This is a genomic window from Actinospineispora eucalypti, assembly GCF_039543365.1.
Taxonomy (GTDB): domain Bacteria; phylum Actinomycetota; class Actinomycetes; order Mycobacteriales; family Pseudonocardiaceae; genus Pseudonocardia; species Pseudonocardia eucalypti.
This window is the reverse complement of record NZ_BAABJP010000001.1, coordinates 261,180-285,299: the sequence shown is the minus strand read 5'-3', so window position 1 is coordinate 285,299 and position 24,120 is coordinate 261,180. Positions and strand designations below refer to the sequence as shown.

19 protein-coding genes are annotated in these 24,120 nt (G+C 71.7%); 12 read left to right on the top strand and 7 right to left on the bottom strand.

What is annotated here, in order from left to right; genetic code table 11:
• Positions 1 to 24: 24 nt before the first annotated feature.
• From zwf to ABEB12_RS01340, 3 genes are all read left to right on the top strand, one after another.
• Complete coding sequence (zwf, locus tag ABEB12_RS01350; protein ID WP_185058550.1) at positions 25 to 1,524, top strand: glucose-6-phosphate dehydrogenase; 1,500 nt, start codon at positions 25 to 27, stop codon at positions 1,522 to 1,524.
• Between the two features lie 119 nt (positions 1,525 to 1,643).
• Entirely contained in the window at positions 1,644 to 2,627 is a 984-nt protein-coding gene (locus ABEB12_RS01345; RefSeq protein WP_185058549.1) for a transketolase C-terminal domain-containing protein, read from the top strand.
• Positions 2,624 to 4,162 (top strand): 2-oxo acid dehydrogenase subunit E2, encoded by a 1,539-nt coding sequence (locus ABEB12_RS01340; RefSeq protein WP_185058548.1) that lies wholly within the window; start codon positions 2,624 to 2,626, stop codon positions 4,160 to 4,162. Before ABEB12_RS01345 ends, ABEB12_RS01340 begins: the two co-directional genes overlap by 4 nt.
• A gap of 224 nt (positions 4,163 to 4,386) precedes the next feature.
• On the opposite strand, the gene ABEB12_RS01335 is transcribed toward ABEB12_RS01340, so the two are convergent.
• Complete coding sequence (locus ABEB12_RS01335; protein ID WP_185058547.1) at positions 4,387 to 5,235, bottom strand: alpha/beta fold hydrolase; 849 nt, start codon at positions 5,233 to 5,235, stop codon at positions 4,387 to 4,389.
• A gap of 79 nt (positions 5,236 to 5,314) precedes the next feature.
• Between ABEB12_RS01335 and ABEB12_RS01330 the strand changes: the two genes are divergently transcribed.
• On the top strand, positions 5,315 to 5,833 hold the full coding sequence (locus ABEB12_RS01330; protein ID WP_185058546.1) for an FxsA family protein: 519 nt from the start codon (positions 5,315 to 5,317) through the stop codon (positions 5,831 to 5,833).
• Positions 5,834 to 5,881: 48 nt separating this feature from the next.
• Here the strand turns inward: ABEB12_RS01330 and ABEB12_RS01325 are convergent, their stop codons facing one another.
• Positions 5,882 to 6,382 (bottom strand): DUF4262 domain-containing protein, encoded by a 501-nt coding sequence (locus tag ABEB12_RS01325; RefSeq protein ID WP_345702529.1) that lies wholly within the window; start codon positions 6,380 to 6,382, stop codon positions 5,882 to 5,884.
• Positions 6,383 to 6,493: 111 nt separating this feature from the next.
• Between ABEB12_RS01325 and ABEB12_RS01320 the strand changes: the two genes are divergently transcribed.
• The 5 genes from ABEB12_RS01320 (at position 6,494) to ABEB12_RS01300 (ending at position 11,577) form a co-directional block, all read left to right on the top strand.
• On the top strand, positions 6,494 to 7,174 hold the full coding sequence (locus ABEB12_RS01320; RefSeq protein ID WP_185058544.1) for a nitroreductase family protein: 681 nt from the start codon (positions 6,494 to 6,496) through the stop codon (positions 7,172 to 7,174).
• 71 nt (positions 7,175 to 7,245) lie between these two features.
• A complete protein-coding gene (locus tag ABEB12_RS01315; protein WP_185058543.1) occupies positions 7,246 to 8,436 on the top strand; it encodes an AAA family ATPase in 1,191 nt (396 codons plus the stop codon).
• A gap of 263 nt (positions 8,437 to 8,699) precedes the next feature.
• A complete protein-coding gene (locus ABEB12_RS01310) occupies positions 8,700 to 8,993 on the top strand; it encodes a co-chaperone GroES (RefSeq protein ID WP_185061051.1) in 294 nt (97 codons plus the stop codon).
• Between the two features lie 27 nt (positions 8,994 to 9,020).
• Positions 9,021 to 11,075, top strand: coding sequence for a VanW family protein (locus ABEB12_RS01305; protein ID WP_185058542.1), 2,055 nt, complete (start codon positions 9,021 to 9,023; stop codon positions 11,073 to 11,075).
• Between the two features lie 67 nt (positions 11,076 to 11,142).
• Positions 11,143 to 11,577 carry a CBS domain-containing protein gene (locus ABEB12_RS01300; RefSeq protein WP_185058541.1) on the top strand — a complete coding sequence of 145 codons (435 nt, stop codon included), beginning with the start codon at positions 11,143 to 11,145 and terminating at the stop codon, positions 11,575 to 11,577.
• An 83-nt stretch (positions 11,578 to 11,660) separates the two neighbouring features.
• Here ABEB12_RS01300 and ABEB12_RS01295 read toward each other — a convergent pair whose 3' ends face one another.
• A complete protein-coding gene (locus tag ABEB12_RS01295) occupies positions 11,661 to 12,281 on the bottom strand; it encodes a cupin domain-containing protein (RefSeq protein WP_221497523.1) in 621 nt (206 codons plus the stop codon).
• A 78-nt stretch (positions 12,282 to 12,359) separates the two neighbouring features.
• Between ABEB12_RS01295 and ABEB12_RS01290 the strand changes: the two genes are divergently transcribed.
• Positions 12,360 to 13,217 carry an EamA family transporter gene (locus tag ABEB12_RS01290; protein ID WP_345702528.1) on the top strand — a complete coding sequence of 286 codons (858 nt, stop codon included), beginning with the start codon at positions 12,360 to 12,362 and terminating at the stop codon, positions 13,215 to 13,217.
• Between the two features lie 45 nt (positions 13,218 to 13,262).
• On the opposite strand, the gene ABEB12_RS01285 is transcribed toward ABEB12_RS01290, so the two are convergent.
• Together ABEB12_RS01285 and ABEB12_RS01280 are read right to left on the bottom strand one after the other, a co-directional pair.
• Positions 13,263 to 14,174, bottom strand: coding sequence for a DUF559 domain-containing protein (locus tag ABEB12_RS01285; RefSeq protein WP_185058539.1), 912 nt, complete (start codon positions 14,172 to 14,174; stop codon positions 13,263 to 13,265).
• Between the two features lie 171 nt (positions 14,175 to 14,345).
• Positions 14,346 to 16,166, bottom strand: coding sequence for an acyl-CoA dehydrogenase C-terminal domain-containing protein (locus ABEB12_RS01280; protein ID WP_185058538.1), 1,821 nt, complete (start codon positions 16,164 to 16,166; stop codon positions 14,346 to 14,348).
• A gap of 272 nt (positions 16,167 to 16,438) precedes the next feature.
• Here ABEB12_RS01280 and ABEB12_RS01275 point away from each other — a divergent pair, with 272 nt between their 5' ends.
• On the top strand, positions 16,439 to 17,581 hold the full coding sequence (locus ABEB12_RS01275) for an N-acetylmuramoyl-L-alanine amidase (RefSeq protein WP_185058537.1): 1,143 nt from the start codon (positions 16,439 to 16,441) through the stop codon (positions 17,579 to 17,581).
• Between the two features lie 352 nt (positions 17,582 to 17,933).
• Positions 17,934 to 20,627, top strand: coding sequence for a LuxR C-terminal-related transcriptional regulator (locus ABEB12_RS01270; protein WP_185058536.1), 2,694 nt, complete (start codon positions 17,934 to 17,936; stop codon positions 20,625 to 20,627).
• 98 nt (positions 20,628 to 20,725) lie between these two features.
• Here the strand turns inward: ABEB12_RS01270 and ABEB12_RS01265 are convergent, their stop codons facing one another.
• Both ABEB12_RS01265 and ABEB12_RS01260 read right to left on the bottom strand, forming a co-directional pair.
• The gene (locus tag ABEB12_RS01265) at positions 20,726 to 22,222 is read right to left on the bottom strand and encodes a dynamin family protein (protein ID WP_345702469.1); all 1,497 of its coding nucleotides are present in this window, start codon (positions 22,220 to 22,222) and stop codon (positions 20,726 to 20,728) included.
• Positions 22,219 to 24,087: a dynamin family protein gene (locus tag ABEB12_RS01260; RefSeq protein ID WP_185058535.1), complete on the bottom strand. Its 1,869-nt coding sequence runs from the start codon at positions 24,085 to 24,087 to the stop codon at positions 22,219 to 22,221. Before ABEB12_RS01260 ends, ABEB12_RS01265 begins: the two co-directional genes overlap by 4 nt.
• Positions 24,088 to 24,120: the final 33 nt, after the last annotated feature.

Below are 24,120 nucleotides of genomic sequence, written 5' to 3'. Positions count from 1 at the left end.
CCAGCGTCGTCAGTAGGAGCAAGCGTGACCGAGCCCCGCCCGCAGACGATCGCCTACCCGTCGCCCGGCGCCCGTGCGGCCAGGCAAGGTCTGGATTCGCTCGCCCCGCACGTCATCGTGCTGTTCGGCGCAACAGGTGACCTCGCCAAACGCAAGCTGTTGCCCGGTTTGGCGTATCTCCAGCAGTCGAGTTTCGCGCCGGACGTCCGGATCATCGGCACGGCGATGGACGAGCTGAGCACCGAGCAGTTCCGCCGGCTCACCCAGTCCGCGGTCGCGAGCTTCGGGACCCACGCGATGAGCGAGGAGGCCCGCGCGCAGTTCGACGACCGGCTCACCTACGTCCCCCAGAGCGCCGGTCCGGAGGGTCTGACCAAGGCCGTCGCCGAGGCCGAGGCGCTGCTCGGTCCGGAGGCCCGCCGGCTGCACTACCTGTCGGTACCGCCCAAGGCCGCCCAGTCGGTGGTCACGATGCTGCGGGACGCCGGGCTGGTCCACAACGCGCGGGTGGTGATGGAGAAGCCGTTCGGCGAGGATCTCGCCAGCGCCGTGCGGCTCAACGACTTCGTGCACGAGACCTTCGACGAGTCACAGATCTTTCGCATCGACCACTTCCTCGGCAAGGAGGCGGCGCAGAACATTCTGGCGTTCCGGTTCGCCAACGGCCTGTTCGAACCGATCTGGAACCGCAACTTCATCGACCACGTGCAGATCGACATTCCGGAGACCCTCGGCCTCGACCAGCGGGCGAACTTCTACGAGGCCACCGGCGCATACAAGGACATGGTGGTCACCCACCTGATGCAGGTCATGGCATTCGTCGCGATGGAGCCGCCAACCGCGCTGGAGCCGCGCGCGATCAGCGAGGAGAAGAACAAGGTCTTCCGCTCGATGCTGCCGATCCGGAGCAACGACGTGGTGCGGGGCCAGTACGGCGGCTACCGCGAGGAGGAAGGAGTCGCGCGCGACTCCGACACCGAGACGTTCATTGCGCTGAAGGTCGGCATCGACAACTGGCGCTGGGCGGGCGTCCCGTTCTACCTGCGCACCGGCAAGAAGATGGCCGAGGGGATGCGCATCATCTCGATCGCGTTCAAAGAGGCCCCGCGCACCATGTTCCCCGCCGGCTCCGGCGTCGGCCAGCAGGGCCCCGACCACCTGACCTTCGACCTGGCCGACGCGTCCCGGGTGTCGCTGTCGTTCTACGGGAAACGCCCCGGCCCCGGAATGCGGCTGGAGAAACTGTCGATGCAGTTCTCCACCCAGGAAACCGACCAGGCCGGCGACGTCCTGGAAGCCTACGAACGCCTCATCCTGGACGCCATGCGCGGCGACCACACCCTGTTCACCACCGCCGAGGGCATCGAGTCACTCTGGGAACGCTCCACCCCACTGCTCGACGACCCACCGCCGGTCAAGAACTACCCGCCCGGTACCTGGGGCCCGAATGCCATCCACCAGCTCATCGCCCCGAACGCCTGGCGCCTGCCCTTCGAGCGAGCCTGGCGGGAGAAACGGGGATGAGCGTTCGGCGCGGGGTCGTGTCAGGATGAGGCCCAGCGGTGGCGAACCGGCCTTACCCGGCCGGGGGTCGCCGCCCTGGTCAGGGCGCCGCCACAAGCGGCCGTGCTAGGAGGAGCGTCATGTCGGCCACGATCACGATGGCGAAGGCCCTCAACAACGGGTTACGCGCGGCGATGGAGCGCGACCCGAAAGTGCTGGTGATGGGCGAGGACGTCGGCAAGCTGGGCGGCGTCTTCCGGATCACCGACGGACTGCAGAAGGACTTCGGCGAGCAGCGCGTGTTGGACACGCCGCTGGCCGAGTCGGGCATCATCGGTACGGCGGTCGGGCTGGCGATCCGCGGCTACCGGCCGGTGTGTGAGATCCAGTTCGACGGGTTCGTGTTCCCCGGGTTCGACCAGATCGTTTCCCAGCTGGCCAAGCTGCGGTTCCGCTCGCAGGGGCGGGTGCCGATGCCGGTGGTCGTGCGCATCCCGTTCGGTGGCGGGATCGGCGCGGTGGAACACCACTCGGAGTCCCCCGAGTCGCTGTTCGCCCATGTCGCCGGGCTGAAGGTGGTGGCCTGCGGCAACCCGGTGGACGCCTTCTGGATGATCCAGCAGGCCATCGAGTGCGACGACCCGGTGCTCTTCTTCGAGCCGAAGCGGCGGTACTGGGAGAAGGCTTCGCTGGACCTTTCCGCGACGCCCCCGCCGTTGTTCACCTCGCGGGTGCTTCGCTCGGCGCCGGGAGCCGTGCTCACCCTGGCCGGCTACGGCCCGATGGCCCGCACCTGCCTGGACGCGGCCACCGCCGCAGCTTCCGAGGGCCGGGAGCTGGACGTGATCGACCTGCGCACGCTGTCCCCGCTGGACCTGGCGCCGGTGTGCGAGTCGGTGCGCCGGACGGGGCGGCTGGTGGTGGTGTCCGAGGCGCCGTCCGAGTCGTCGGTGACCGCCGAGGTGGCCGCGCGCGTGCAACAGGACTGCTTCTACTCGCTGGAGGCGCCGGTGCTCCGGGTGACCGGGTTCGACACCCCGTACCCGCCCTCCAAGTGCGAGGAGGAGTACCTGCCCGACCTGGACCGGGTGCTGGACGCCGTCGACCGCTCGCTGGCCTGGTGAACGCGGTGAGTCGAGAGATCTTCAACCTGCCCGACGTCGGCGAGGGGCTGACCGAGGCGGAGATCCTGTCCTGGCAGGTCGCGGTGGGTGACACGGTCACCGTCAACCAGGTCATCGTGGAGATCGAGACGGCCAAGGCGGCGGTGGAGCTGCCCTCCCCCTACGCCGGCACGGTCCTCGAACTGCTCGCCTCACCCGGCGACACGGTGAACGTCGGTTCCCCGATCATCGCCATCGGCGACCCAGCCACCGCCGAAGCCCCCACCCCGGCGCCTCCCACCGAGAACCCGGCCACCTCGAAACCCGCCGCCGAACCGACCAGCGCGGAACCAGCCGGCGCACAGCCCACCGGCGCGGAACCAGCCGCCGGGGAGCCAGCCGCCGGGGAACCGACCGGCGCCAAGATCGGCGAAGCCGGCGCGGACGGCCGCATCGCCACCCTGGTCGGCTACGGCCCCCGCCCCGGCACCGTCCAGCGCCGCGCCCGCAAATCCCCGCGAGTCGACGCTCCCAGCACACCGAGTCGACAGTCTCAGCACACCGAGTCGACGGTCTCAGCACACCGAGTCGACGCTCCCGGCACACCCCAAGCGGCCGCGCCGGCCACCCCCGAGGCTCCCGCCCCGGCCACATCCGACGCCCCCGCCCCGAGCGCCCGGCCGCTAGCCAAACCCCCGGTGCGCAAGCTGGCCAAGGATCTGGGCGTGGACCTGAGCACGCTCGCCGGTTCCGGCCCGGGCGGCTCGATCACCCGGGACGACCTGAACGCCGGCGCGACCCCGGCCGGCGGCACGAACGGCGCCGTGGACACCCCTGTGCGACCGGTGGCACCGGGCGGCGGCGAACGGCGGGAACCGATCCGGGGCGTGCGCAAGGCGACCGCCGCCGCGATGGTCTCCAGCGCGTTCACGGCGCCGCACGTGACCGAGTTCCTCACCGTTGACGTCACACCCATGCTGGAGCTGCGAGACCGGCTGCGCGGCACGGCGGAGTTCCGTGACGTGAAGCTCTCGCCGCTGGTGTTCGCGGCCAAGGCGGTCTGCCTGGCCGCACGGCGCACTCCCGACGTCAACGCGCATTGGGACGAGGACGCGCAGGAGATCGTCTACTACGACCACGTACACCTGGGCATCGCGGCGGCGACCCCGCGCGGACTTGTGGTGCCCAAGATCCGTCACGCGCAGGGAATGTCGCTGCGCGAGCTGGCCGAGGCGTTGGCCGAGCTCACCGCCACCGCGCGCGCCGGCAAGACCCCGCCGGCGGACATGCTCGGGGGCACCCTGAGCATCACCAACGTCGGCGTTTTCGGGGTGGACACCGGAACTCCGATCCTCCCCCCGGGCGAGGCGGCGATCCTCGCGCTGGGCGCGGTGAAGCAGGCGCCGTGGGTGGTGGACGGCCAGCTCGCGGTGCGCACCGTCTGCCAGCTGGCGCTGTCCTTCGACCACCGGCTGGTGGACGGCGAGCAGGGCTCGCGGTTCCTCGCCGACGTCGGCGCGCTGCTCGCCGACCCCGGCCGCGCGATCACCTACTGACCGAAAGCCCGGCCAGACCGACCGAATCACTCTGCTGGAGTGACTGAATCACCCTGCCAAAGTGACTGAATCAGCGTGCCAAAGTGACTGAATCAGCCTGCCAAACCGACTGAATCACCCTGCCAAACCGACTGAATCACCCTGCCAAACCGACTGAATCAGCGTGCCAAACCGACTGAATCAGCGTGCCAAAGTGACTGAATCAGCCTGCTGAAGTGACTGAATCAGGGGTGGGGGTGTTTGCGTTGGTGGGCTATGACCAGCTCGGCGGTGCGGATGGGGGCCTCTTCGGGGATCCAGTGGCTTACCCCGTGCAGGATGTGGAACTCGTAGGGGCCGCGCACGTAGCGTTCCGTGCGCTCCGCGCCGCGCCGGTCGATCGCGCTGTCCCGGTCGCTCCAGATGAACAGGGTGGGGCGGGTGATCGGCGCGTCGGCCCGGCGCGGGTCCATGAAGACCATGCCCCGGTAGTAGTTCAGTGCGGCGGTGAGCGCGCCGGGCGCGGCGAGGGCGGCCATGTCCCGGCGCGCGCGTTCCTCGGTCTGCCCGGTGCGCAGCAGCCCCCACACCCCGTACCGGCGCAGCACCAGCTCCGGCAGCCAGGGCAGCTGGAACAGGTACATGTAGAACGACTTGAGCCCCTGCACGCTGGTCACCATGGCGCGCAGGAACGCGCCCACATGCGGCACGGACAGCGCGGTCAGCGTGTGCACCCGATCCGGGTGGGTGCTGGCCAGCACCCAGGCGATCCCGGCACCCCAGTCGTGGCCGACCACGTGCGCGCGACCGCCGGCGGCCTGGTCGATCACGGCCGCCGCATCCTCGACCAGCTCGGATATCCGGTACGCCCGCCGGCCGGACGGCCGGGCCCCCGGGGAGTAGCCGCGCTGGTCCATGGCCAGCGTGCGGTAGCCGGCCTCGTTGAGCGGGCCGACCATGTCGTTCCAGCTGTCGCTGTGCTGCGGGAACCCGTGCAGCAGCAGCACCGGTTCGCCGTCCGGCGGGCCGGACTCGGTGACGTTGAAGACGAGGTTGTCCCTGCTGACCTGGATGGTGCGGCTCGGCGCGTCCATACCGGCAGTATGCCGGCTCGGGAGCAGGAACGCCCGCTCATGCGTTGTAACGGGTGAACGCCCGTCCGAGGAGGCACGCATGCCGGTATTCCTGCTCTACGCCGTGATCGAAGTGGCCGCCCTGGTGATGGCGGTCTACTGGTTGGGGCTGGCCGGCACGTTGTTGCTGCTGCTGGCCAGCGCGGTGGTGGGCATGTGGCTGGTCCGCCGGGAGGGTGCGCGGGCCGCGCTGGCCATGGCCGATGCCGTGCGCGGCGGCCGGGTGGCGCACGTCGAACTGACCGACGGCGCCCTGATCGGCCTGGCCGGCATCCTCATCCTGATCCCGGGGGTGGTGAGCGACCTCCTCGGTCTGCTGCTGGTGCTGCCGCCGACCCGCGCCCTGGCCCGCCGCTGGCTGGTGCGGGCGGCGGAGCGACACTCCCCGGTGCTGCGCACCGCGCGCATCCGCCAGAGCGGTCCGGTGGTCGACGGCACGGTGGTCGGCGGCCCGGTCGTCGACGGACAGGTGATCGACGGACAGGTGATCGACGGCACGGTCCACGACGACCGCACCCGGCGCGAACCGCCGTACCCCCGGCGCGCGGTCGAGGGCTGAGCCGGCCGCCGTCGAGCGGAGTATTGCCCTCTCTAGCGGATTCGCTAGCTAGATGAATACACGGCTACCGCCGTCCACCCGCCGCCGCACCGGTGCGCGGAGCCCGAGCACCGGCTGCCCGCCCCGGCGGCAGTGGAATCCGGAGTGCCACGGCAGGCGCTGGCGGTCGTCCGCCCAGACCAGCTGCAGCGCACGGACCCGTTCGGCGCCGTAGAAGGTGCACGCCGTGAGCAGGTGCGCATCCGGGTTCGACAGCTCGACGATCTCCACCAACGGGCCGCCCCGCAGGCGGAACTGGTCGCCCGGGGCCGCCGGCTCGGCGTGCAGCAGGTGCCCCGCATAGCCGTTGAGCACCCGGGCGGTGCCCTTCGTCCCCATGCCGGTGAGGAACAGCTCCGGCAGGCCGGCCTCGGTGAGCCCGACGGTGTACGCCCAGGGTGGGCGACCACGTTCCGGCTCGATGTACTCGATCGCCCAGCCGTAGTTCATCACCCGCCGGTACGTCCGCTCCAGCGCTTCCCTCGGAGTCATGGTCGGGTCGTCACACATCTCACACACGGCAACCTCCTTGTCGAACAGATGTTCGCATCATAGCCGGAGGGGCCGACACAAACCGGTCCCCGGCGCGCGCCGGGGGAACGACCGGCGGATGATCCGGGCGTGGAGCTTTACGACGCGATGCGCACCACGCCCGCCACCCGGGCGTTCACCGACCAACCGATCGACGACGCGACGCTTTACCGGATGCTGGACAACGCCCGGTTCGCGCCCAGCGGCGGCAACCGCCAGGGCTGGCGAGTGATCGTCCTCAAGGACCCGGAGATCCGGCGCCGGATCCGCGAGCTCTACCAGCTGTCCTGGCGGGAGTACACGGCGCACGTGCGGGCCGGCCTGGTGCCGTTCGCGCCGCGCGAGCACGGCCGCTGGCCCGGCCCGGCGGTGGACCTGGAGGAGGCGCGCGCCACCCCGGCCCCCAACGAGTTCGGCGACAACCTGGAGCACGTCCCGGCGCTGCTCCTGCTCGTGGTCGAGCTCGGCACGCTGGCCTGCGTGGACAACGGCCTGGACCGGCAGAGTTTCATCGGCGGCGGGTCGATTTATCCGTTCGGCCACAACCTGCTGCTGGCCGCGCGCAACGAGGGGCTCGGCGGCGTGCTGACCTCGGTACTGGCCCGGCGTGAGCCCGAGGTGCGCGAGCTGCTCGACATCCCGGAGGGTTTCGCGCTGGCCGGCCTGCTCGCCCTCGGCCACCCCCAGAAGGTGATCACGAAGCTGAAGCGCGCCCCGGTCGAGGAGTTCACCGTGACCGACCGGTTCGACGGCGCCACGTTCACCGGGTAAGCGCGACACGCATACCGGAAACTAGCGAAATCTACGGCCACGCCTATACGGCCGGATACAGTCCGATGGCTATGGACCCGGTACGGAACCCGTTCGCGCCCGGCGCCGGCCAGCGGCCGCCCGAACTGGCCGGCCGGGACCGCGAGCTGGACGCGTTCGACGTCGTGCTGGAGCGCGTGTCGAGGGGACGGCCGGAGCGGTCGCTGGTGCTCACCGGGCTGCGCGGGGTCGGCAAGACGGTGCTGCTCGGCGAGCTGCGCTCGATGGCGCTGCGGCACGGTTGGGGCGCCGGCAAGGTGGAGGCCCGGCCGGACGCCGGGCTGCGCCGGCCGCTGTCGGCCGCGCTGCACCGGGCGGTACGCGACCTCGCGGTGAGGCATCGTGCGCCGGACCGGGTGGAGCACGTGCTGGGCGTGCTGAAGGCGTTCGCGCTGCGGGCCGCGCCGAGTGACTCCAAGCTGCGGGACCGCTGGCAGCCGGGCATCGACGCGCCGACGGTCACCGGCCGGGCCGACTCCGGGGACATGGAGATCGACCTGGTGGAGCTGTTCGCCGAGGTCGCCGAGCTGGCCAAGGACGTGGGCGCGGGCGTCGCGGTGCTGATCGACGAGATGCAGGACATCCAGCCGGACGACGTGTCCGCCCTGTGCGCCGCCTGCCACGAGCTGTCCCAGTCGCGCGCCCCGCTGGTCGTGGTCGGCGCCGGGCTGCCGCACCTGCCGTCGGTGCTGTCCGCGTCCAAGTCGTACTCCGAGCGGCTGTTCCGCTACCTGCGCATCGACCGGCTGAACCGGGACGAGGCGGACCGGGCGCTCACCGTGCCGGCCGCCGACGAGGACGCCAAGTTCGACACCGACGCCCTGGACGAGCTGTACCGCCGCTCCGGCGGTTACCCCTATTTCGTGCAGGCGTACGGCAAGGCGGCCTGGGACGCCGCGCCGACCAGCCCCATCACGGCGGAGGACGTCCGGCACGCCGCGCCGGAGGCGGACGCCGAGCTGGCGGTCGGCTTCTTCGGCTCGCGTTACGAGCGGGCCACCCCGGGCGAGCGGGAGTACCTGCGCGCGATGGCCGAGCTGGCCGGCGGGCGGGACGAGCCGGTGGGCACCGCGACGGTGGCCGAGCACCTGGCGCGCAAGCCGTCCTCGCTCTCCCCGGCCCGGGACAGCCTGATGAAGAAGGGCCTGGTCTTCTCCGCCCAGCGCGGGCACATCGCGTTCACGGTCCCGCACTTCGGCCGTTACCTGCTGACCCAAGACTAGTCCAAACAGGCGATGACCTGGGCTTTTACACCGCCGAACGGTTTTCTTGGGTAACTCGTACGAGTGAACCCGGGAAAGATGCTCAAGCGTTGTAACACCGCTCGGAGCACCGACGAATACATGGATAGCCCCGCGGCGCTGTCGGACCCCCGACCTGACGGCTCCCGCGGGGCTCTCTCTTTCCCCCTCCTCGCCCGGCAAACCCGCAGGTCCGTAGCATCAACACGGTGTCGGACGGAACTGACCCGAAACTCGAGATCCAGATGCTGCACGACCGCGTGATGGTGCAGGTCAAGCCGGGCGCGGGGGAACGCCGCAGCAGCGCGGGCATCGTCATTCCCGCCACGGCGCAGATGGCAAAACGCCTGGTCTGGGGCGAGGTGTACGGGGTGGGCAACCACGTCCGGCAGGTCAAGGTCGGTAACAAGGTGCTGTTCAGCCCCGACGATCAGTTTGAGGTGGAAGTGCAGGGACGGGCGTACCTGGTGATGCGGGAGCGCGACCTGCACGCGGTGGCCGCCGAGCCGAGCGAGGACGGCACGGGGCTCTACCTGTAGGCGCAGCACAGCGGGAGGGACGAACGAGTGCCGGATCCGTCCGAGTGGGACAACCAGGCGACCGAGGTGATCCGTCCCGTCGGGCGGCACCGGAGTCCGGCGAACGATCCGCCCAGCCTCCCCGGTTCCAAGAAGCACTCGCTGCCCAGCCCGGAGCAGATCGGCGCCCAGGCCGGTGCCGTCCAGAACGGCGGCCCCCAGGCCGGTGCCGGCGCCACCCAGCCGGTGGATCGGCCCAACCTGCCCGGCCCGGGGAAGCGCCGCGCGCCCGGTAAACCCCGCCCCCGGTGGATCTGGCCGGCCGCGGCGGTCGCCGCCCTCGGCCTGCTCTACCTGGTCGACCTGCTCGCCACCAGCGGCGACGTGCCCCGGGGCGTCACGGTTGCCGGCGTGGACATCGGCGGCCTGGACCGCACGGCCGCCGAGCGGACCCTGCGCGCCCGGTTGGAGCCGGCGCTGCGCAAGGACGTGCCGATCCAGGCCGGCGTGGTGCGCACCACGCTCTCCCCGAAGACCGCCGGCCTCACCGCGAACTGGCCGGGCACGGTGGCGGCGGTGGGCGACCAGCCGCTGAACCCGTTCACCCGGCTCTCCTCGTTCTTCGGCGGCACCGACCACGAGGTGCTGACCAGTGCGGACGGCACGGCCCTGGACGACGCGCTGGACGGCATCGCCGGCCTGGTGCGCAAGCCGCCGGTGGACGGCGGGGTGCGTTTCGAGGGACTGGAACCGGTCGCCGTGCAACCCACGCCGGGCGCCGAGCTGGACGTCCCGGGCGCCGCCGCGCAGGTGATGCGCGACTGGTCCAGGGGGGCGGCGGTGCAGCTGCCGGTGCGCGAGGTGGCGCCGCCGGGGCGGGTCAGCGACGCGGCCATCCAGCGGGCCATCGCGGAGGTGGCGAAGCCGGCGGTGGCCGCTCCGGTCCGGGTGCTCGGCCGGGAGCAGCTCGGCCCGGCCGCCCCGCCCCCGGGCCTGCGCGACCCGGCCTTCCCCGAGGACCCGGCCCTGCCGGACCCGACCGACCCGGGCACCCCGGACCGCACCGGGCGGGAGGTCGTCGGGACCATCCAGCCGGCCGCGATCGCCGGCGCGCTGAGCTTCTCGCCGGACGGCGCGGGCGGCCTGAAACCCAACGTCGACGCGCTCAAGCTGGCCGACGCGGTGCGCCCGCAGCTGGCCCGCACCGAGCAGCCGGCCAAGGACGCCACGATCGCCCTGGCCGGCGGCGCCCCGCAGGTCCAGCCCTCCCAGGACGGCCGGGGCATCGACTACCCGGCCACCTTCGCCGGGCTCGCCGACATCCTGCGCAAGCCCACCGATCGCCAGGTCACCGCCATCTACACCGAGCAGCCGGCCAAGCTGACCACCGAGCAGCTGCGCGAGCTGGGCATCAAGGACCTGGTCAGCACGTTCAGCACCGGTGGTTTCGCGCAGGACTCCGGGGTGAACATCCGCCGCGCCGCCGAGACGATCAACGGCAAGATCATCAAGCCGGGTGAGACGTTCAGCCTGAACGAGGCCACCGGCCCCCGGGAGGCTCCGCAGGGCTACGTGCCGGCCGGCATCATCGAGGACGGCCACCCGGCCAAGGGCATCGGCGGCGGCGTCTCCCAGCTGGCCACCACGCTGTACAACGCGGCCTACTTCGCCGGCATGACCGACGCCGGGCACAAGGAGCACAGCTACTACATCAGCCGGTACCCGGTGGCCCGCGAGGCCACGGTGTACGAGGGCGCGATCGACCTCAAGTTCCGCAACGACCTGGAGCACGGCGTCTACCTGCAGACCGTGTGGACGCCGACCAGCATCACGGTGAAGTTCTGGGGCACCAAGCAGTACGAGGTGACCTCGGCCCCCTCGCCGCGCAGCAACCCGGTGCCGCCGCCGACGCTGACCATGCCGGCGGGCAAGGACTGCTCGCCCAGCGCCGGCGGCCAGGGCTTCACCGCCACTGACACCCGCACCATGCGCAACCTGGACACCGGGCAGTCCAAGAGCACCACGCGAACCGTCCGGTACAAACCCTCACCCAAGGTGGTCTGCGGCGGCCCTGCTGATCAAGCGGGTGCTCCACCTAGATAACTGTGGCTCGTGTCACCTACTCTGGGGTCGGAGGGGCACTGGATCGACTCACTGAGCGAGGTGGCAGATGAGCCGGATTTCCGACGTTTTGCGCAACAAGGGTGCCGAGGTTGTGACCGTCGGCCCGGATGTCCCGGTGTCCGAGCTGCTGGCGGTGCTGGTCGGGCGCAATATCGGCGCGGCCGTGGTGACCTCGGGCGACGACGTCGTCGGAATCGTCAGCGAGCGGGACGTGGTGCACTGCGTCTACGGGCGCGGCGGCCAGCTGCTGAACACACCGATCTCCGACATCATGAGCCGCGACGTGGTCACCTGCGTGCCCGAGGACGCGGTGGACACGCTGATGCGCACCATGACCGAGCGCCGTATCCGCCACCTGCCCGTGGTGGTCGACGGCCGGCTGATCGGCATCGTCAGCATCGGTGACCTGGTGAAGGCGCGCATCGGCGAGCTCGAGGAGGAGCGCGCGCACCTGCACTCGTACCTGGCCGCCGGCTCCTGACTGCGCGGAACGCGCTGCCGAGCACGCGCCCAGTTAGGCGCGTGCGGGAAACTCGCGGAACGCGCTGCCGAGCACGCGTCCAGTCAGGCGCGTGCGGAAGACTCGGGCACGGTGACGATCAGGACCAGCTCGGCGGGTTGGTCGGTGTCGTTGCGGTAGACGTGCGGCTTGTCGCCGGGCCAGGTGAGCGCTCCGCCGGCGGATGCGGTGAGGGTGCGGTTGTCGGTATGCACGGTCACCTCGCCCGCGATCACCAACAGCGCCTCCCGGGTGTCCGAGGCGTGCGCCTCGCTGTGCCGGGCCTCGCCGGGTTCCAGCCGCCACCACCACAGCTCCACCGCGCCCGGCGGGTCGGTGGACAGGATCAGCCTCCCGCTGCCGCCGTTCGGCCCGCGCCAGAGCGTGGTCGCCTCGTCCAGCGTGGCGTGCCGCAGCTCCGGCTTGCGGTGCACCTCGACCAGGTCGGTCAGCGACACGGAGAACGCGTCGGCCAGCCGGCAGAGCGTGGTGAGGCTCGGGTTGCCGCGCTCGGCCTCCAGGGCGACCAGTACGCCCTTGCTCACCCCGGACCGCTGGGCCAGCCGGTCCAGCGACCAGCTCCGGGCGGCGCGCAGCGTGCGCAGGTTGGTGGCCACCGCGTGGCTCACCCGGGCGTGATCGGCTCCGGCCTCGGACGGGGCCGGGCTCACATCGCGATCGGTCAAACTCGCTCGCCTCGGTCGGTATGATGAACTGGTTATTTCACTTCATTGTACTGATTGAGGGGTTTCGAGTTGCCGATTGTGCTGGCCGGGGTGGCCGCGATGACCTTCGGGGTGGCGGATTTCCTCGGCGGATCCGCCGCGCGCCGGGTGCCGTCCGTGGTCGTCGCCGTGTTGGCGCAGGTAGCGGGCCTCATCCTACTGCTGACCGTGCTGTTCGCGCTGCCCTCGGCGCTCGTACCGGCGGCGTTGTTGTGGGGCGCACTGGCCGGCGCCGCCGGCGGCGCCGGCATCCCCCTGCTGTACCGCGCGCTGGCCGCCGGCCCGATGAACGTGGTCGCGCCGCTGGTCGCGCTGACCTCGTCGGTGCTGCCCGTGCTGGTCGGCACGCTGCTCGGGGAGCGCCCCTCGGCGACGGCGTGGGCGGGCATCGCGCTGGCCGTGGTGGCCGGCGTGGTGGTCGGCATGACCGCCCCGGAGCCCGTTTCGGAGCGGTCGACGCGCGGCGCGCTGGCCGGGATCACCCTGGCACTGGTGTCCGGGGTGTGCTTCGGCGGCTTCTACACGCTGGTCGCCCAGGCGCCGGCCGAGGGCGGCCTGTGGCCGGTCACCGTGGCCCGGATGACCGGCACGGTGCTGGCCGTCCTGGTACTGCTGGCCGCCCTGCGCGGCGGGGGGCTGACCGTCGGTGCGCTGCGGCCCAACGCCGGCGCCTGGCGCCTGGCCGCCGCCTGCGGCGCACTGGACGCCGCCGCGAACGCGCTCTACCTGCTCGCCGTGCAGCAGGGCCAACTGGCCGTGATGGGCGCGCTGATGGGCATGTACCCGGCGTCCACCGTGCTGCTGGCCCGCTGGCTGGACGGCGAGAAGATCGCCCCCCTGCAACGGGTCGGCCTGGTCCTGGCCATCCCCGCCCTCCTCATGGTCGGCGCCGGCTGACCCGGCCGAGACCCGCCCAACCCGGCGAGATGGACACCAGGGTTATTATAGCAGAGCGAAAACAGCCTCCCTGTCCATCTCGATGCCGGCGTAGCGGGCCGCCAGGCGGATCGCGAGGGTGCGGGCGATCCGGGCCACCGTGTTGAGTGCGCCTTTGCCGAGTCCGTCGGCTCGCACCCAGAGGGTTAACCAGCCGTGGCTGGCCAACCGCGCATCGCGGTCCTGGTCACGCTGGTTGTGAAGCCGGTCGAAATGGACGGCGCCGTCGTACTCGATCGCCAGCCGCGCATCCGGGTAGGCCAGGTCGGCCCGGGCCAGGGTGAAGCCGTACTCGTCCCGGACCTCGTACTGCACCTCGGGCTTCGGCAGGCCGGCCCGCACAACCAGCACCCGCAGCCGGGTCTCCGGCGGCGACTCGGCGCGCGGGTCGGCCAGGTCGACCACCGCGTCCAGCCGGCGGCAGCCGCGCGCGCCCGGCCCGTCCCGTCGGCGCGCAAGCAACTCGGCGGGGTCGAAGCGGCCCTGCCGAGCCAGCCCGTCCACGGCGACGACCGCTTCCAGCAGCGGCAGCCGGCGGGCCAGGTCCCAGGCGGTGCGCACCGGTCGAGTCATGCGACAACTGTGGACAACCGCAAGGTCCAGGTCATCCACTCGGCCGCGAGATACCCGAAGCCCGGGGTGCGCCCGCGCATCGCCGGTGATCAACACCTCGGCCGGCGCGCCACGCGGCGCGCAGTCGACGCCGCACAACAGGGCCGCCGAGTAGCCCGCCAACACACCACCCTGCCCGCGCACCAGCAAATACCCGGCCAGTGAACGAGTGCGCAGGTCATCCGGCCAGTCGGTGGGCACGTATACGTCGGGGAACACCCGCCGAAACCGGCGCCCGCGCAGCCGTGCCCGGGTGAGCGCCCCGCGCCTGATCGCCTCGCTGCCCCGGAACGGCCCATCCAGCACGCGCCCAGCCTGACCGATCCGGCACCCGCGCGAGGCCGTTTCGACGAAATGGACGAGAGGGATGTTATAGCAAGAGCTGAACGGCCTTCACGTCCATCTCGGCGGCGGCTGAGCACCTGTCGCGAGAGGACGCCGCACACCCCGCGGTTGTGCGGCGTCCCTCGCGCGGGATCAGAACGCGGCTTCGTCCAGCTCCATGAGGGCGTTGTCGGCGTTGGCCACGATGGCGCGGCGGGCGGTCAGCTCGGGCAGCACCGTGCTGGCGAAGAACCGGGCGACCCCGATCTTGCCCTGGTAGAACGGCACGTCCTTCGCGCTCGCGCCGGCGTCCAGCGCCGTCTGGGCCACCTCGGCCTGGCGCAGCAGCAGCCAGCCGATCAGCAGGTCGCCCACGCTCATCAGCAGCCGGACGCTGTGCTGGCCGACCTTGTACACCTCGGTGGCCTCGCTGGCCGCTCCGGTGAGGTACTCGATCAGCGAGCCGAGCATCGCCTGGGTGTCCTCCAGCGCGGTGCGCAGCAGCTCCCGCTCCTGCTTGAGGCGGCCGTTGCCGGACTCCGAGTCCAGGAACTTCTGGATCTCGCCGGCCACGAAGCCGACCGCCCCGCCCTGGTCCTTGACGATCTTCCGGAAGAAGAAGTCCAGGGACTGGATGGCCGTGGTGCCCTCGTACAGGCTGTCGATCTTGGCGTCCCGGATGTACTGCTCGATCGGGTAGTCCTGCAGGTAGCCGGACCCGCCGAGGGTCTGCAGGGACAGCGTGAGCATCTCGTAGGCCCGCTCCGAGCCGACGCCCTTGACGATCGGCAGCAGCAGGTCGTTCACCCGCGAGGCGAACTCCGCGCCTTCACCGCCCGCCCGGATCTGGTCCTGGAAGGTGGAGGTGTACAGGTAGACCGCGCGCAGGCCCTCGGCGTACGCCTTCTGCAGCATCAGGATGCGCCGGACGTCCGGGTGGTGCGTGATGGTCACCCGGGCCGCGGTCTTGTCCATCATCCGGGGCAGGTCGGCGCCCTGCACCCGCTCCTTGGCGTACTCCAGCGCATTCAGGTAGCCGGTGGACAGCGTGCCGATGGCCTTGGTGCCGACCAGCATCCGGGCGTGCTCGATGACCTCGAACATCTGCGCGATGCCGTCGTGCACCTCGCCCAGCAGCCAGCCGACCGCTGGCACCCCGTGCTGGCCGAAGCTGACCTCACAGGTGGCCGACGCCTTCAGGCCCATCTTGTGCTCGACGTTGGTCACGAAGGCGCCGTTGCGCTCGCCCGGCTCGCCGGTCTCGCCGTCGAAGTGGAACTTGGGCACCAGGAACAGCGACAGCCCCTTGGTGCCGGGTCCGGCGCCCTCGGGGCGGGCCAGCACCAGGTGCATGATGTTCTCGGTCAGGTCGTGGTCGCCCGAGGTGATGAACCGCTTCACCCCGTCGATGTGCCAGGTGCCGTCGTCCTGACGGATGGCCTTGGTGCGGCCGGCGCCGACGTCCGAGCCGGCGTCCGGCTCGGTGAGCACCATGGTGGCGCCCCAGCCCCGGTCGATCATGAGCTGCGCCCAGCGCTTCTGCTCATCGGTGCCGTTGCGGTGCACCACGGAGGCGAAGTTGGGGCCGGCCAGGTAGAGGAAGACCGGCGCGTTGGCGCCCAGCACCATCTCGGCGGCGCCCCACTGCACTGTGGCCGGGATGCCGTAGCCGCCGAGCTCGGCGGGCACCGACAGGCGCCACCAGTCGCCGTCCCAGAGCGCCCTGTAGGCCTTCTTCACGGTCTCCGGCAGGGCCACCGAGTGGGTCGCCGGATCGAACACCGGCGGGGTGCGGTCGGCCTCGGCGAACGAGTCGGCCAGCGGGCCGGCGCACAGCGCGGACAGCTCGTGCAGGATTCCGCGCATCGTCTCCTCGTCCGGGGTCTCCTCGGACGTCGGGACGTTGTCTTGCACCCGGAACACCTCGAAGAGGTTGAACTCCAGGTCGCGGACATTAGGCCTGTAGTGACCCATCGTTGGCTCCCTACTCGCGGGTAGGTCCAGAGTATTACTGACGGGTAACCCCGGCAAGCAAGCTGGACCGTGACGTCTGAGACGCACGTCACGAGCGAGGGCACCGTGACCAAACGGCAATGCCGACGGGGTTGACAATTCGGACGTCCGATCACCCCTGGCAACGTGACACGCCCAAGCGATCGCCCATTCGGGGGAGAGTGCCCGGCGGCGAGATCACGGTGAGCGATGGTTTTCCCGCTTGGTTTGAAGGCGGACAAAAGGGGGACGCGATGTGCCCAGGTTGCCCCGCGTCACCCTCGGCGGGCGGTGAGTCCGAGGGTCGCTCCCGGCTGTCCCGGCGGGGGTTGATGGGCGGACTGTCCGCGCTGGCCATCACCGGCGCGTTGTTCGGCTCGCGGTCCCGGGCGGAGGCCGCGCGGGTCCGGCTGGTCTCCGACGCCGAGCCGATCACCGGTTCGGACGGGCAGCTCGCCGCGCCCGCTCCCGCCCGGCCCGGCGTGCCGTCGATCGCCAGCTGCGACGACTGGAACGCGCGCGACCCCTCCAAAGACGTCAAGATCATAAAGCAGCGCCCGGTGAAGATCCTGGTGCACCACACGGCGACCGCGAACCGGTCCGAGGTCGGCGAGGACGACCTGGTGGTGCTGGCCAAGTCCATCCAGGACTTCCACATGGACACCAACGGCTGGATCGACTCCGGCCACCACTTCCTGGTCAACCGGGGCGGACTGATCGCCGAGGGCCGGCACCAGAGCCTGGCCACGCTGCTCGGCCGGCAGTGGATGATCGAGGGAACCCACTGCCCGGACCAGAACGACATCGCGGTGGGCATCGAGAACCAGGGCACCTACACCGAGGTGAACCCGCCGGCCGCCCTGTACTCCTCGCTGCGGTCACTGTGCGTCTACGTGTGCCAGCAGTACGGCATCGAGGCCGACATGATCTACGGCCACCGCGACTTCCGGGATACCGCCTGCCCGGGCGACAAGCTCTACGGGATGTTGCCCCAGCTGCGCAACGAGGTCGCCCAGCAGCTCGGCAAGGCCACCGAGGGCGCCCGGCTGGCCATGGCCGCACCGACCTGGCCGCTGTTACGCCCGGCCGATACCGGCCCCCGGGTGCTCGCCGCGCAGCACCTGCTGCGCGCCGCCGGGGTGGCGGGCGTGCCGGCCGACGGCACCTTCGGCGCCAGCACATCCCAGGGCGTGCTGGCCTTCCAGACGCGCAACAACATGGAGCGCACCGGCATGATCGCCGGCGGCTCGTGGCCGCTCCTGGCCGTCGACGTGCGCCCGGGTCAGGGCGGCGAGGCCGACCTGGCCGCCCAAGCCCTCCTGCACCGCCCCAACACGCCCGCCACCCAAGCGCCGGCAGTGATCGACCACCCCACCTGGCAACGCCTCCTAGCCTGACTCACCCCGCGAGTCGGGGATTCAGGTACGGCGAGTCGGGGATTCAGGTACCGCGAGTCGGGCATTCAGGTACCGCGAGTCGGGCATTCAGGTACCGCGAGTCGGGCATTCAGGTACGGCGGCTCGGTGTACCCAGATCCCCGACTCCGCCGTACCCAGAACCCCGACTCGCCGGACTTAGATCCCCGACTCGCCGGACCTGGATCCCCGACTCGCGGGGTGGGGGTCGCGCGAGTGGGCCTGGGGTGGGCCGGGTGGTGTCGGGGTGTGACCGCGCCCGCAGTATTCTCGGACTGCTCGACACGATCAGGGGTCACTCCCAGTGGTCGACAGTGCGAGATGGGGTCCCAGTTTGTTACGTGGCAGTGCCCGCACCTCGGCGGCTCCCGCCGGCGAGACGTCCCTCACCGGGTCGCCCGCCGCCCGGAGGCTGTACCAGCAGGTGGCCGCCGATCCCGGCGCGGACCTGCGGCTGGATGTCGTCGGCGTGTCCGGCTCGGGAAAGAGCGTCCTCCTGGACGCGCTGGCCGAACGGTTCGCCCACCCGGGCGCGGTCGTGCACCGCCTGCGTCCCGGCCTCGAGCCCGCACCGGACGACCCGGACGCCGTCCTGCTGGTGGACGACGCGCACCTGCTTCCCGACGCCACGCTGGCCGGGATCCGCACCCGGCTGGCCACCACCGGCGAGCCGCGCCGCGTAGTGGTGGCGCACCGGCCCTGGCCCCGCTCGCCCGAACTGGCCGCGCTCGGGGCCGACCTGGCCCGGGGCCGCGCGCCGCTGGTGCTGGGCAACCTGGATCGCACCGGGGTGGCCGGACGCGCCGCGATGCACAGTGAGGGCCGGCCGACCACCGCGCTCGTGGACTACGTGTTCGAGCAGACCGGTGGCCTCCCGCTGCTGGTGGACCGGCTGCTCAACGCGCTGCGCGAGGCCGACCCGCGCCGCCCGGACTGGTCCGAGCCGCCGCGCGGGCTGATCGAGCAGCTGTCCTACGAGCTGGACCGGCTGCCCGAGCCGGTGCTGCGGCTGACCCTGGCGTTCGCGGTCGGCGCGCCGCTGGACGGCGAGGTGCTGGCACCGCTGCTGGACCTGCCGGCCGCCGAAGTGGCCGAGCTGACCGAGCAGGCGCGGGCGGCCGGCCTGCTGGACTCGGCCGGCGAGCTGCGCCCACTGCAGGCCCGCGCGGCGCTGCGCCGCACGCCCGCCGTGCACCGGCTCGCGGTACGCCGCCAGCTCGCCGAGATCCAGCTCGAACAGGGCGGATCGGTGCTCGCCGCCGCCCAGAACCTGCTGGACACCGGGGCGAGCGGGGAACGGATCGCTTCGGTGTTCACCGCCGCCGCCGACGAGGCGCTGGCCGAGCATCCGGCGATGGCCTCCCGGCTGCTGGACGCGGCGATCGAGGCGGGCGCGCCGACCCTGCCGCTGGCCGCGCGCGGCGCGGAGGCCGCCGCCCGGGCCGGAGACCTGGACCGCGCGCTGGAGCTGGCCGACCAGGTGCTCTCCGCCTCCGGTGAGGTGCCCGAGGCGGACCGGGCGCGCGCGGTGAGCGTGGCCGCCGCCGCGCTGGCCCAGCGGGGTCTGCTGGCGCGCAGCGCGGAGCTATACCGGTGGCTGGGGGCGAGCGCACTGGGCGCCAACGCGGTGGTCGCGGTGCCCGCCCTGCTCGGCACCGGCGCACTGGCCGAGGCGCGCGCCCTGCTGCAACCCGGCTCAGGCCCGCATCCCTCCTCAGCCCACCCGCATCCCGCTCTAACCCACCCGCCCACCCTGATAGCCGGCGCCGAGGCGCTGCTCGCCCGGGGCGTCTACGACACCATCACCGGCTCGCCGACCGCCGCGCTGTCCCAGTTGGCCCGGGCTGCCGCGCTGCTCGAACCGACCGCGCGGGCGGTGCTCCTGCCGGACACCCCGGCCGCACTGGCCGCACTGGTCGCGGCCCACTGCGGCGAGCTGGACGTGGCCCGCTCGGTACTCGACCGGGCGGTGGCGATCGGCCTCGGCGGCCGAGCCGCGGCGGCCCGGCACCGGCTGTTGCAGGCGTGGATCGCGATGTCCTCCGGAGCCACCGGGGTGGCCCGCACGCTGCTCGCCGAGGTCGACGACCCGAGCAAGGTGCTGGAGCCCCGGGACGAACTGGTCGCGGCCGCCCTCGAGGTGGGGCTGGCCCGGCGGGCCGGTGACCTGGCCGCGCTAATGACGGCGTGGAGCCGCGCGCGCGAGGCGATCGTGCGCCACCCGGTGGACCTCTACGTGCTGCAACCACTGGGCGAGCTGATCGTGGCCTCGGCCCGGCTGCGCGAGCAGACCTGGGTGCGCCCGCACCTGGACGAGGCGCACGCGCTGCTCTCCGCGCTGGACTATCCGGTGCTGTGGTCGGCCTCGCTGTACTGGTCGGAGCTGCACGCCGCGATCGCGGCGGAGAACTGGCCGGAGGCCGGACTGCAGGCGGAACGGCTGGAGGAGGCGGCGCCGCACAGTCGGTACGCCGCCGCCATGGCGGTGGCCGCGCGCAGCTGGCTGGCGGTGATGCGGGACGGCAAGGTGGACCCGGCGGCGGTCGACTCGGCCGCGCGCGGCCTGCACGCCGTCGGGCTGTCCTGGGACGGCGGCAAGCTGGCCGGCCAGGGCGCCATCCGCACCCCCGACCGGAAGGCGATGAGCGCACTCCTGGCCTGCGCCCGGGGCCTGCAGAACGCCGGCCAGAACGCCGCCGCCCCACCACCCAACACCGGCCCGGCACCACAACCCGCCGCGGCAGCGGTGTCCCCGGTCCCCGGGCGAGCCCCCGACCCCCGACCGGCCGCGCCGGTGGCGCCCCCGACTCGGGACGGCGCGGAGGAAGGCACGCTCAGCGACCGGGAGCGCGAGGTGGCCGAGCTGGTGCTGGACGGCCTCACCTACAAGCAGATCGGCGAGCGGCTGTTCATCTCGGCGAAGACCGTGGAACACCACGTGGCGCGGATGCGCCAGCGCCTCGGTTCGAACAGCCGGGGCGAGCTGATCGCCCAGCTACGCCTTATCGTCCAGCCCGCCGGCCGCTGAAGTCACTGAATCACCCTGCCGAAGTCACTGAACCACCCTGCTGAAGTCACTGAATCAGCCTGCGGAAAGCACTGAATCACCGTGCCAAACCCACTGAATCAGCGGGGGAGGGTGGCGAGGATGCCTTCGCAGGAGCGCATGACCACGCGAGCGGCGTCCGTCTGGGCTCGGGTGGAGAGGGGGTTTTCGGCGCGGCGGCGCCACTTCGAGAGGGCTTCCAGGGTGGCGTTGCGGAACTCGGAGAGGTCGGCGTTGGCGTCCAGGCCCAATCGCGCGTAGGCCACCCCGCCCTCGCCGCCGAGCAGCCGTTCCGCCTCGTTGCGCGCCTCCTCCGGCATCTTCACCGCGCCGGACCGCAGCGCGGTGAGCAGCCGCAGCTCGTTGAACTCGTGCGCGCCGGACATGATCCGTTCCAGCTCCACCGCGAGGTGCTGCGCCTGCGTGCGGGGCTCGCGGTGCAGCACCAGGTCCAGCGCCAGCAGCGCGGACCGGGCCTTCAGCAGGTCCCGGCGCTCGGTGAACTGGATGTTCAACACCTCGCGCAGGTCGTCCAGCCCGGACCGGCGGACCAGCTCGGCGGACAGTTTCGCCGGGTCGTCCACGCCCTGGCGGATCAGCGTCACGCCCAGCCGCACGCCGAACAGCCCGAACCGGTCCAGCAGCTTGCGCCGCTCGTCGCCGGTCAGCACGTCGCTGCCGTCCGGTGCGCAGAACCGGTCGGCGGACAGGAGCAGCTTGTCCATGTCCGCCCGCTCCAGCTTGGACAGCTGGATCAGCGCGGCGAACTCGGACTGCTTCATGGTCCGCCCGGTCTGCGCGAGCAGGCCGGCCACCGCGACCACGGTCTGCGCCAGGTCGCGCAGCTTGTCGTCCGTGCGGTAGCGGGCGGCGATCTTCTTGGCCGACATCAGCGCGTCCAGCCGGCCGACACCGATCTCGTCCGCCCGGGACAGCACGGCGATGGTGTTCACCGCCGTGGCCCGCGCCACGCCCTGGTCGTAGAACGACTCCAGGAACCGCACGTCGCCGGAGTGCAGGTGCCGCATCAGGTAGACCACCGCGTCGGCGGCGGTCGGCGCGTCCTCCGGGGCGAGGAACTGGTGGGACACCGCCGAGACGTCCCGGGACAGCGAGTCGATGCCCGGGGTGTCGATCAGCGTGGTGCCGCGCAGGCTCTGCGAGGGCCAGTCCACCACCAGCCGGTCCACCTGGTCCGGCGACGTGCCGGCCAGGTCGAAGGACAGCGCCCCGTCGCGGCGGTGGATGGACAGCTGGCTGGGCTGCCCGCCGCGCGGGTGCATCATCACCCGGGGCGCGTGCCCGTCCTGGTACCAGGTGACGATCCGCGTGCACTCGCCGGCGTCGGTGGGCGCCACCGCCTCGCCGACCAGCGCGTTCAGCAGGGTGGACTTGCCCGCCTTGACCTTGCCGGCGATGGCCACCCGCAGCGGTTCCTCGAACCGGGCCAGGTGCATGCGCAGCCAGCCGACCGCCTGCGGCGAGTCCCCGTAGACCTGGATCGCCTGCTGCATCAGGCCGCGCACCGCGTTGCCCAGGTTCAGCGCCCCCTGCGGGCCCGTGCCGGAGACCGTCACAGCGCCCCCGCCCGCGAGCTGGCGGCCAGCGCGTTGGTGCCGGCGCCGGCGGCGCCGGCCAGGCCGCGCGCTCGCTGGGCCATGTTCTCGATCCGCTCCAGCTCGGCCTTCAGGTCCCGGATCCGGGCGACGCGCTGGGTCTCGTCCATCTTCACCGCACTGCCCGCCGAGGAGACCGCCTCGGCCAGCGAGGTGGACATCTCCTCGGCGACCTGCGAGAAGTGGTCACGCAGCGTGCGCTGCACCTGGCGGAGCATGTCGCGGGTGTCCTTGCCCATCTGGAACGTGACGTCGTCGATGTACTTGCGCACGGCCATCTTGGCGTCCGACTGCCGGCGTTGCTTGTTACGTTTCAGCTCGTCGGCGACGGTCTTGCCGCCGAAGGCCAGGCCGGCGGCGGCGGACAGCGGGTTCAGCAGCGACATGCCGGCCAGGCCGGTGGCCATGCCGACCATCACCATGCCGCCGTAACCGCCGCGCAGGCCGGAGAACAGCTTGTTCCCGACGCCCATGACCTCCAGCTCGGGCTTCTCCATGTTGCGCAGCTCGCCGGAGGAGAAGTCGTTCTGCCCGAAGCTCAGGTCCGGCAGCACCGCGTTGGAGCTGAAGTGGTCGGCCACCTGTTGGGCCAGGTACTGCGCCCGCTGGATGGCCCACACGAAGTTCTGGGTGGCCGCCTGGGAGACCTGCTGCTCGGTCCAGCTGACCAGCTGGTCCCAGGTGTCCTTCGGGTCGCTGCTCTCGGCGATGCGCTCGGCCTCCCGCGAGACCGCGCGCAGCCGGTCCCGCAGGTCGTACTCGACGTCCGAGTTGAGGTCGCCGACGCCATCGTTGAGGGTGATGTTCCAGCGCGCGGAGCGCTGCTTGAGGTCGTCGGCGGCGGCCTTGGCCCGCTTCAGCTGGTCCATCAGCTCGGCGGCCTTGTGCGGGTCCTCCAGGGTCATCAGCTCGGAGGAGAACGCGGTGGAGATCTGCTCGGCCACCGCCACCACGGCCTGGCTGGTGGACCGGCGGTCCAGCTCGTCGGACCGGGCCACCACGTCCCGCTGCAGGAACTGGATCAGCTCCACGTAGCCGGACTCCTGCATCATCGCCGAGTCCTCGCCCCGCAGCGCGTGCAGCCGCAGCGTGGAGGACACCGGGAACACCGGCGCTCCTGCCACGCTCGAGTCGCCGACCCGGCGGAGGTGCCCGTGGTTGAGCTCCACGATCCGCCGCCAGTGCGGGTACAGGTCGGTCTTGGTGACCACGCAGGCCACGTTCGGGCACAGCTGGCGGGCCGACTCCAGGAAGTCCAGCTCGGGGGCCGTGTACTCCTGCGCGGCATCGGAGACCAGCAGCACGGCGTCGGCCTTGGGCAGCGCGGCCATCGTCGCCGCGCCGTGGGCCGAGCCGAGACCGCCGACGCCGGGGGTGTCCACCAGCACCATGCCGCCCTGCAGCAGCTTGCGCGGAATCCCCACCTCGGCGTAGGTCAGCTGCTGCCGGTTGCCCGGGTTGCCCGCCTCGGAGACGTACTGGGCCAGCTGGTCCACCGGGACCTCGGTGCGCTGCGCGGGCAACGGCTCCCCGGAGTCCGACTCGGACTCCCGGACCAGCGTCACCGACGCCGTCTCGGCGTACCGGACGGCGGTGGGGATGGCCGTCGCGATGTCGTCGTCCACCGGGCAGACCGGGGCGTTGACCAGCGCGTTCACCAGTTGGCTCTTGCCCTGCTTGAACTCGCCGACCACGAGCACACGCACGTTGGGGTCGAGCAGCCGGACCCGGATCTGCTGCAACCGGCGGGCCAGGTCCGGACGCTTGTACGCCGCCGTGGCCTTGAGCGCCAGTTCCACCAGCGCGACCGCATCGGGTAGCGCCACGCCAGTCACCTCCGCCAGTCGCCTTCACTATCG

Bases quoted from the DNA above. Each gene is read 5' to 3' on its own strand.
- ABEB12_RS01345 (WP_185058549.1), top strand. From the start codon at position 1,644: ATGTCGGCCACGATCACGATGGCGAAGGCCCTCAACAACGGGTTACGC.
- ABEB12_RS01335 (WP_185058547.1), bottom strand. From the start codon at position 5,235: ATGGACGCGCCGAGCCGCACCATCCAGGTCAGCAGGGACAACCTCGTC.
- ABEB12_RS01330 (WP_185058546.1), top strand. From the start codon at position 5,315: ATGCCGGTATTCCTGCTCTACGCCGTGATCGAAGTGGCCGCCCTGGTG.
- ABEB12_RS01325 (WP_345702529.1), bottom strand. From the start codon at position 6,382: ATGTGTGACGACCCGACCATGACTCCGAGGGAAGCGCTGGAGCGGACG.
- ABEB12_RS01315 (WP_185058543.1), top strand. From the start codon at position 7,246: ATGGACCCGGTACGGAACCCGTTCGCGCCCGGCGCCGGCCAGCGGCCG.
- ABEB12_RS01310 (WP_185061051.1), top strand. From the start codon at position 8,700: ATGCTGCACGACCGCGTGATGGTGCAGGTCAAGCCGGGCGCGGGGGAA.
- ABEB12_RS01300 (WP_185058541.1), top strand. From the start codon at position 11,143: ATGAGCCGGATTTCCGACGTTTTGCGCAACAAGGGTGCCGAGGTTGTG.
- ABEB12_RS01280 (WP_185058538.1), bottom strand. From the start codon at position 16,166: ATGGGTCACTACAGGCCTAATGTCCGCGACCTGGAGTTCAACCTCTTC.
- ABEB12_RS01275 (WP_185058537.1), top strand. From the start codon at position 16,439: ATGTGCCCAGGTTGCCCCGCGTCACCCTCGGCGGGCGGTGAGTCCGAG.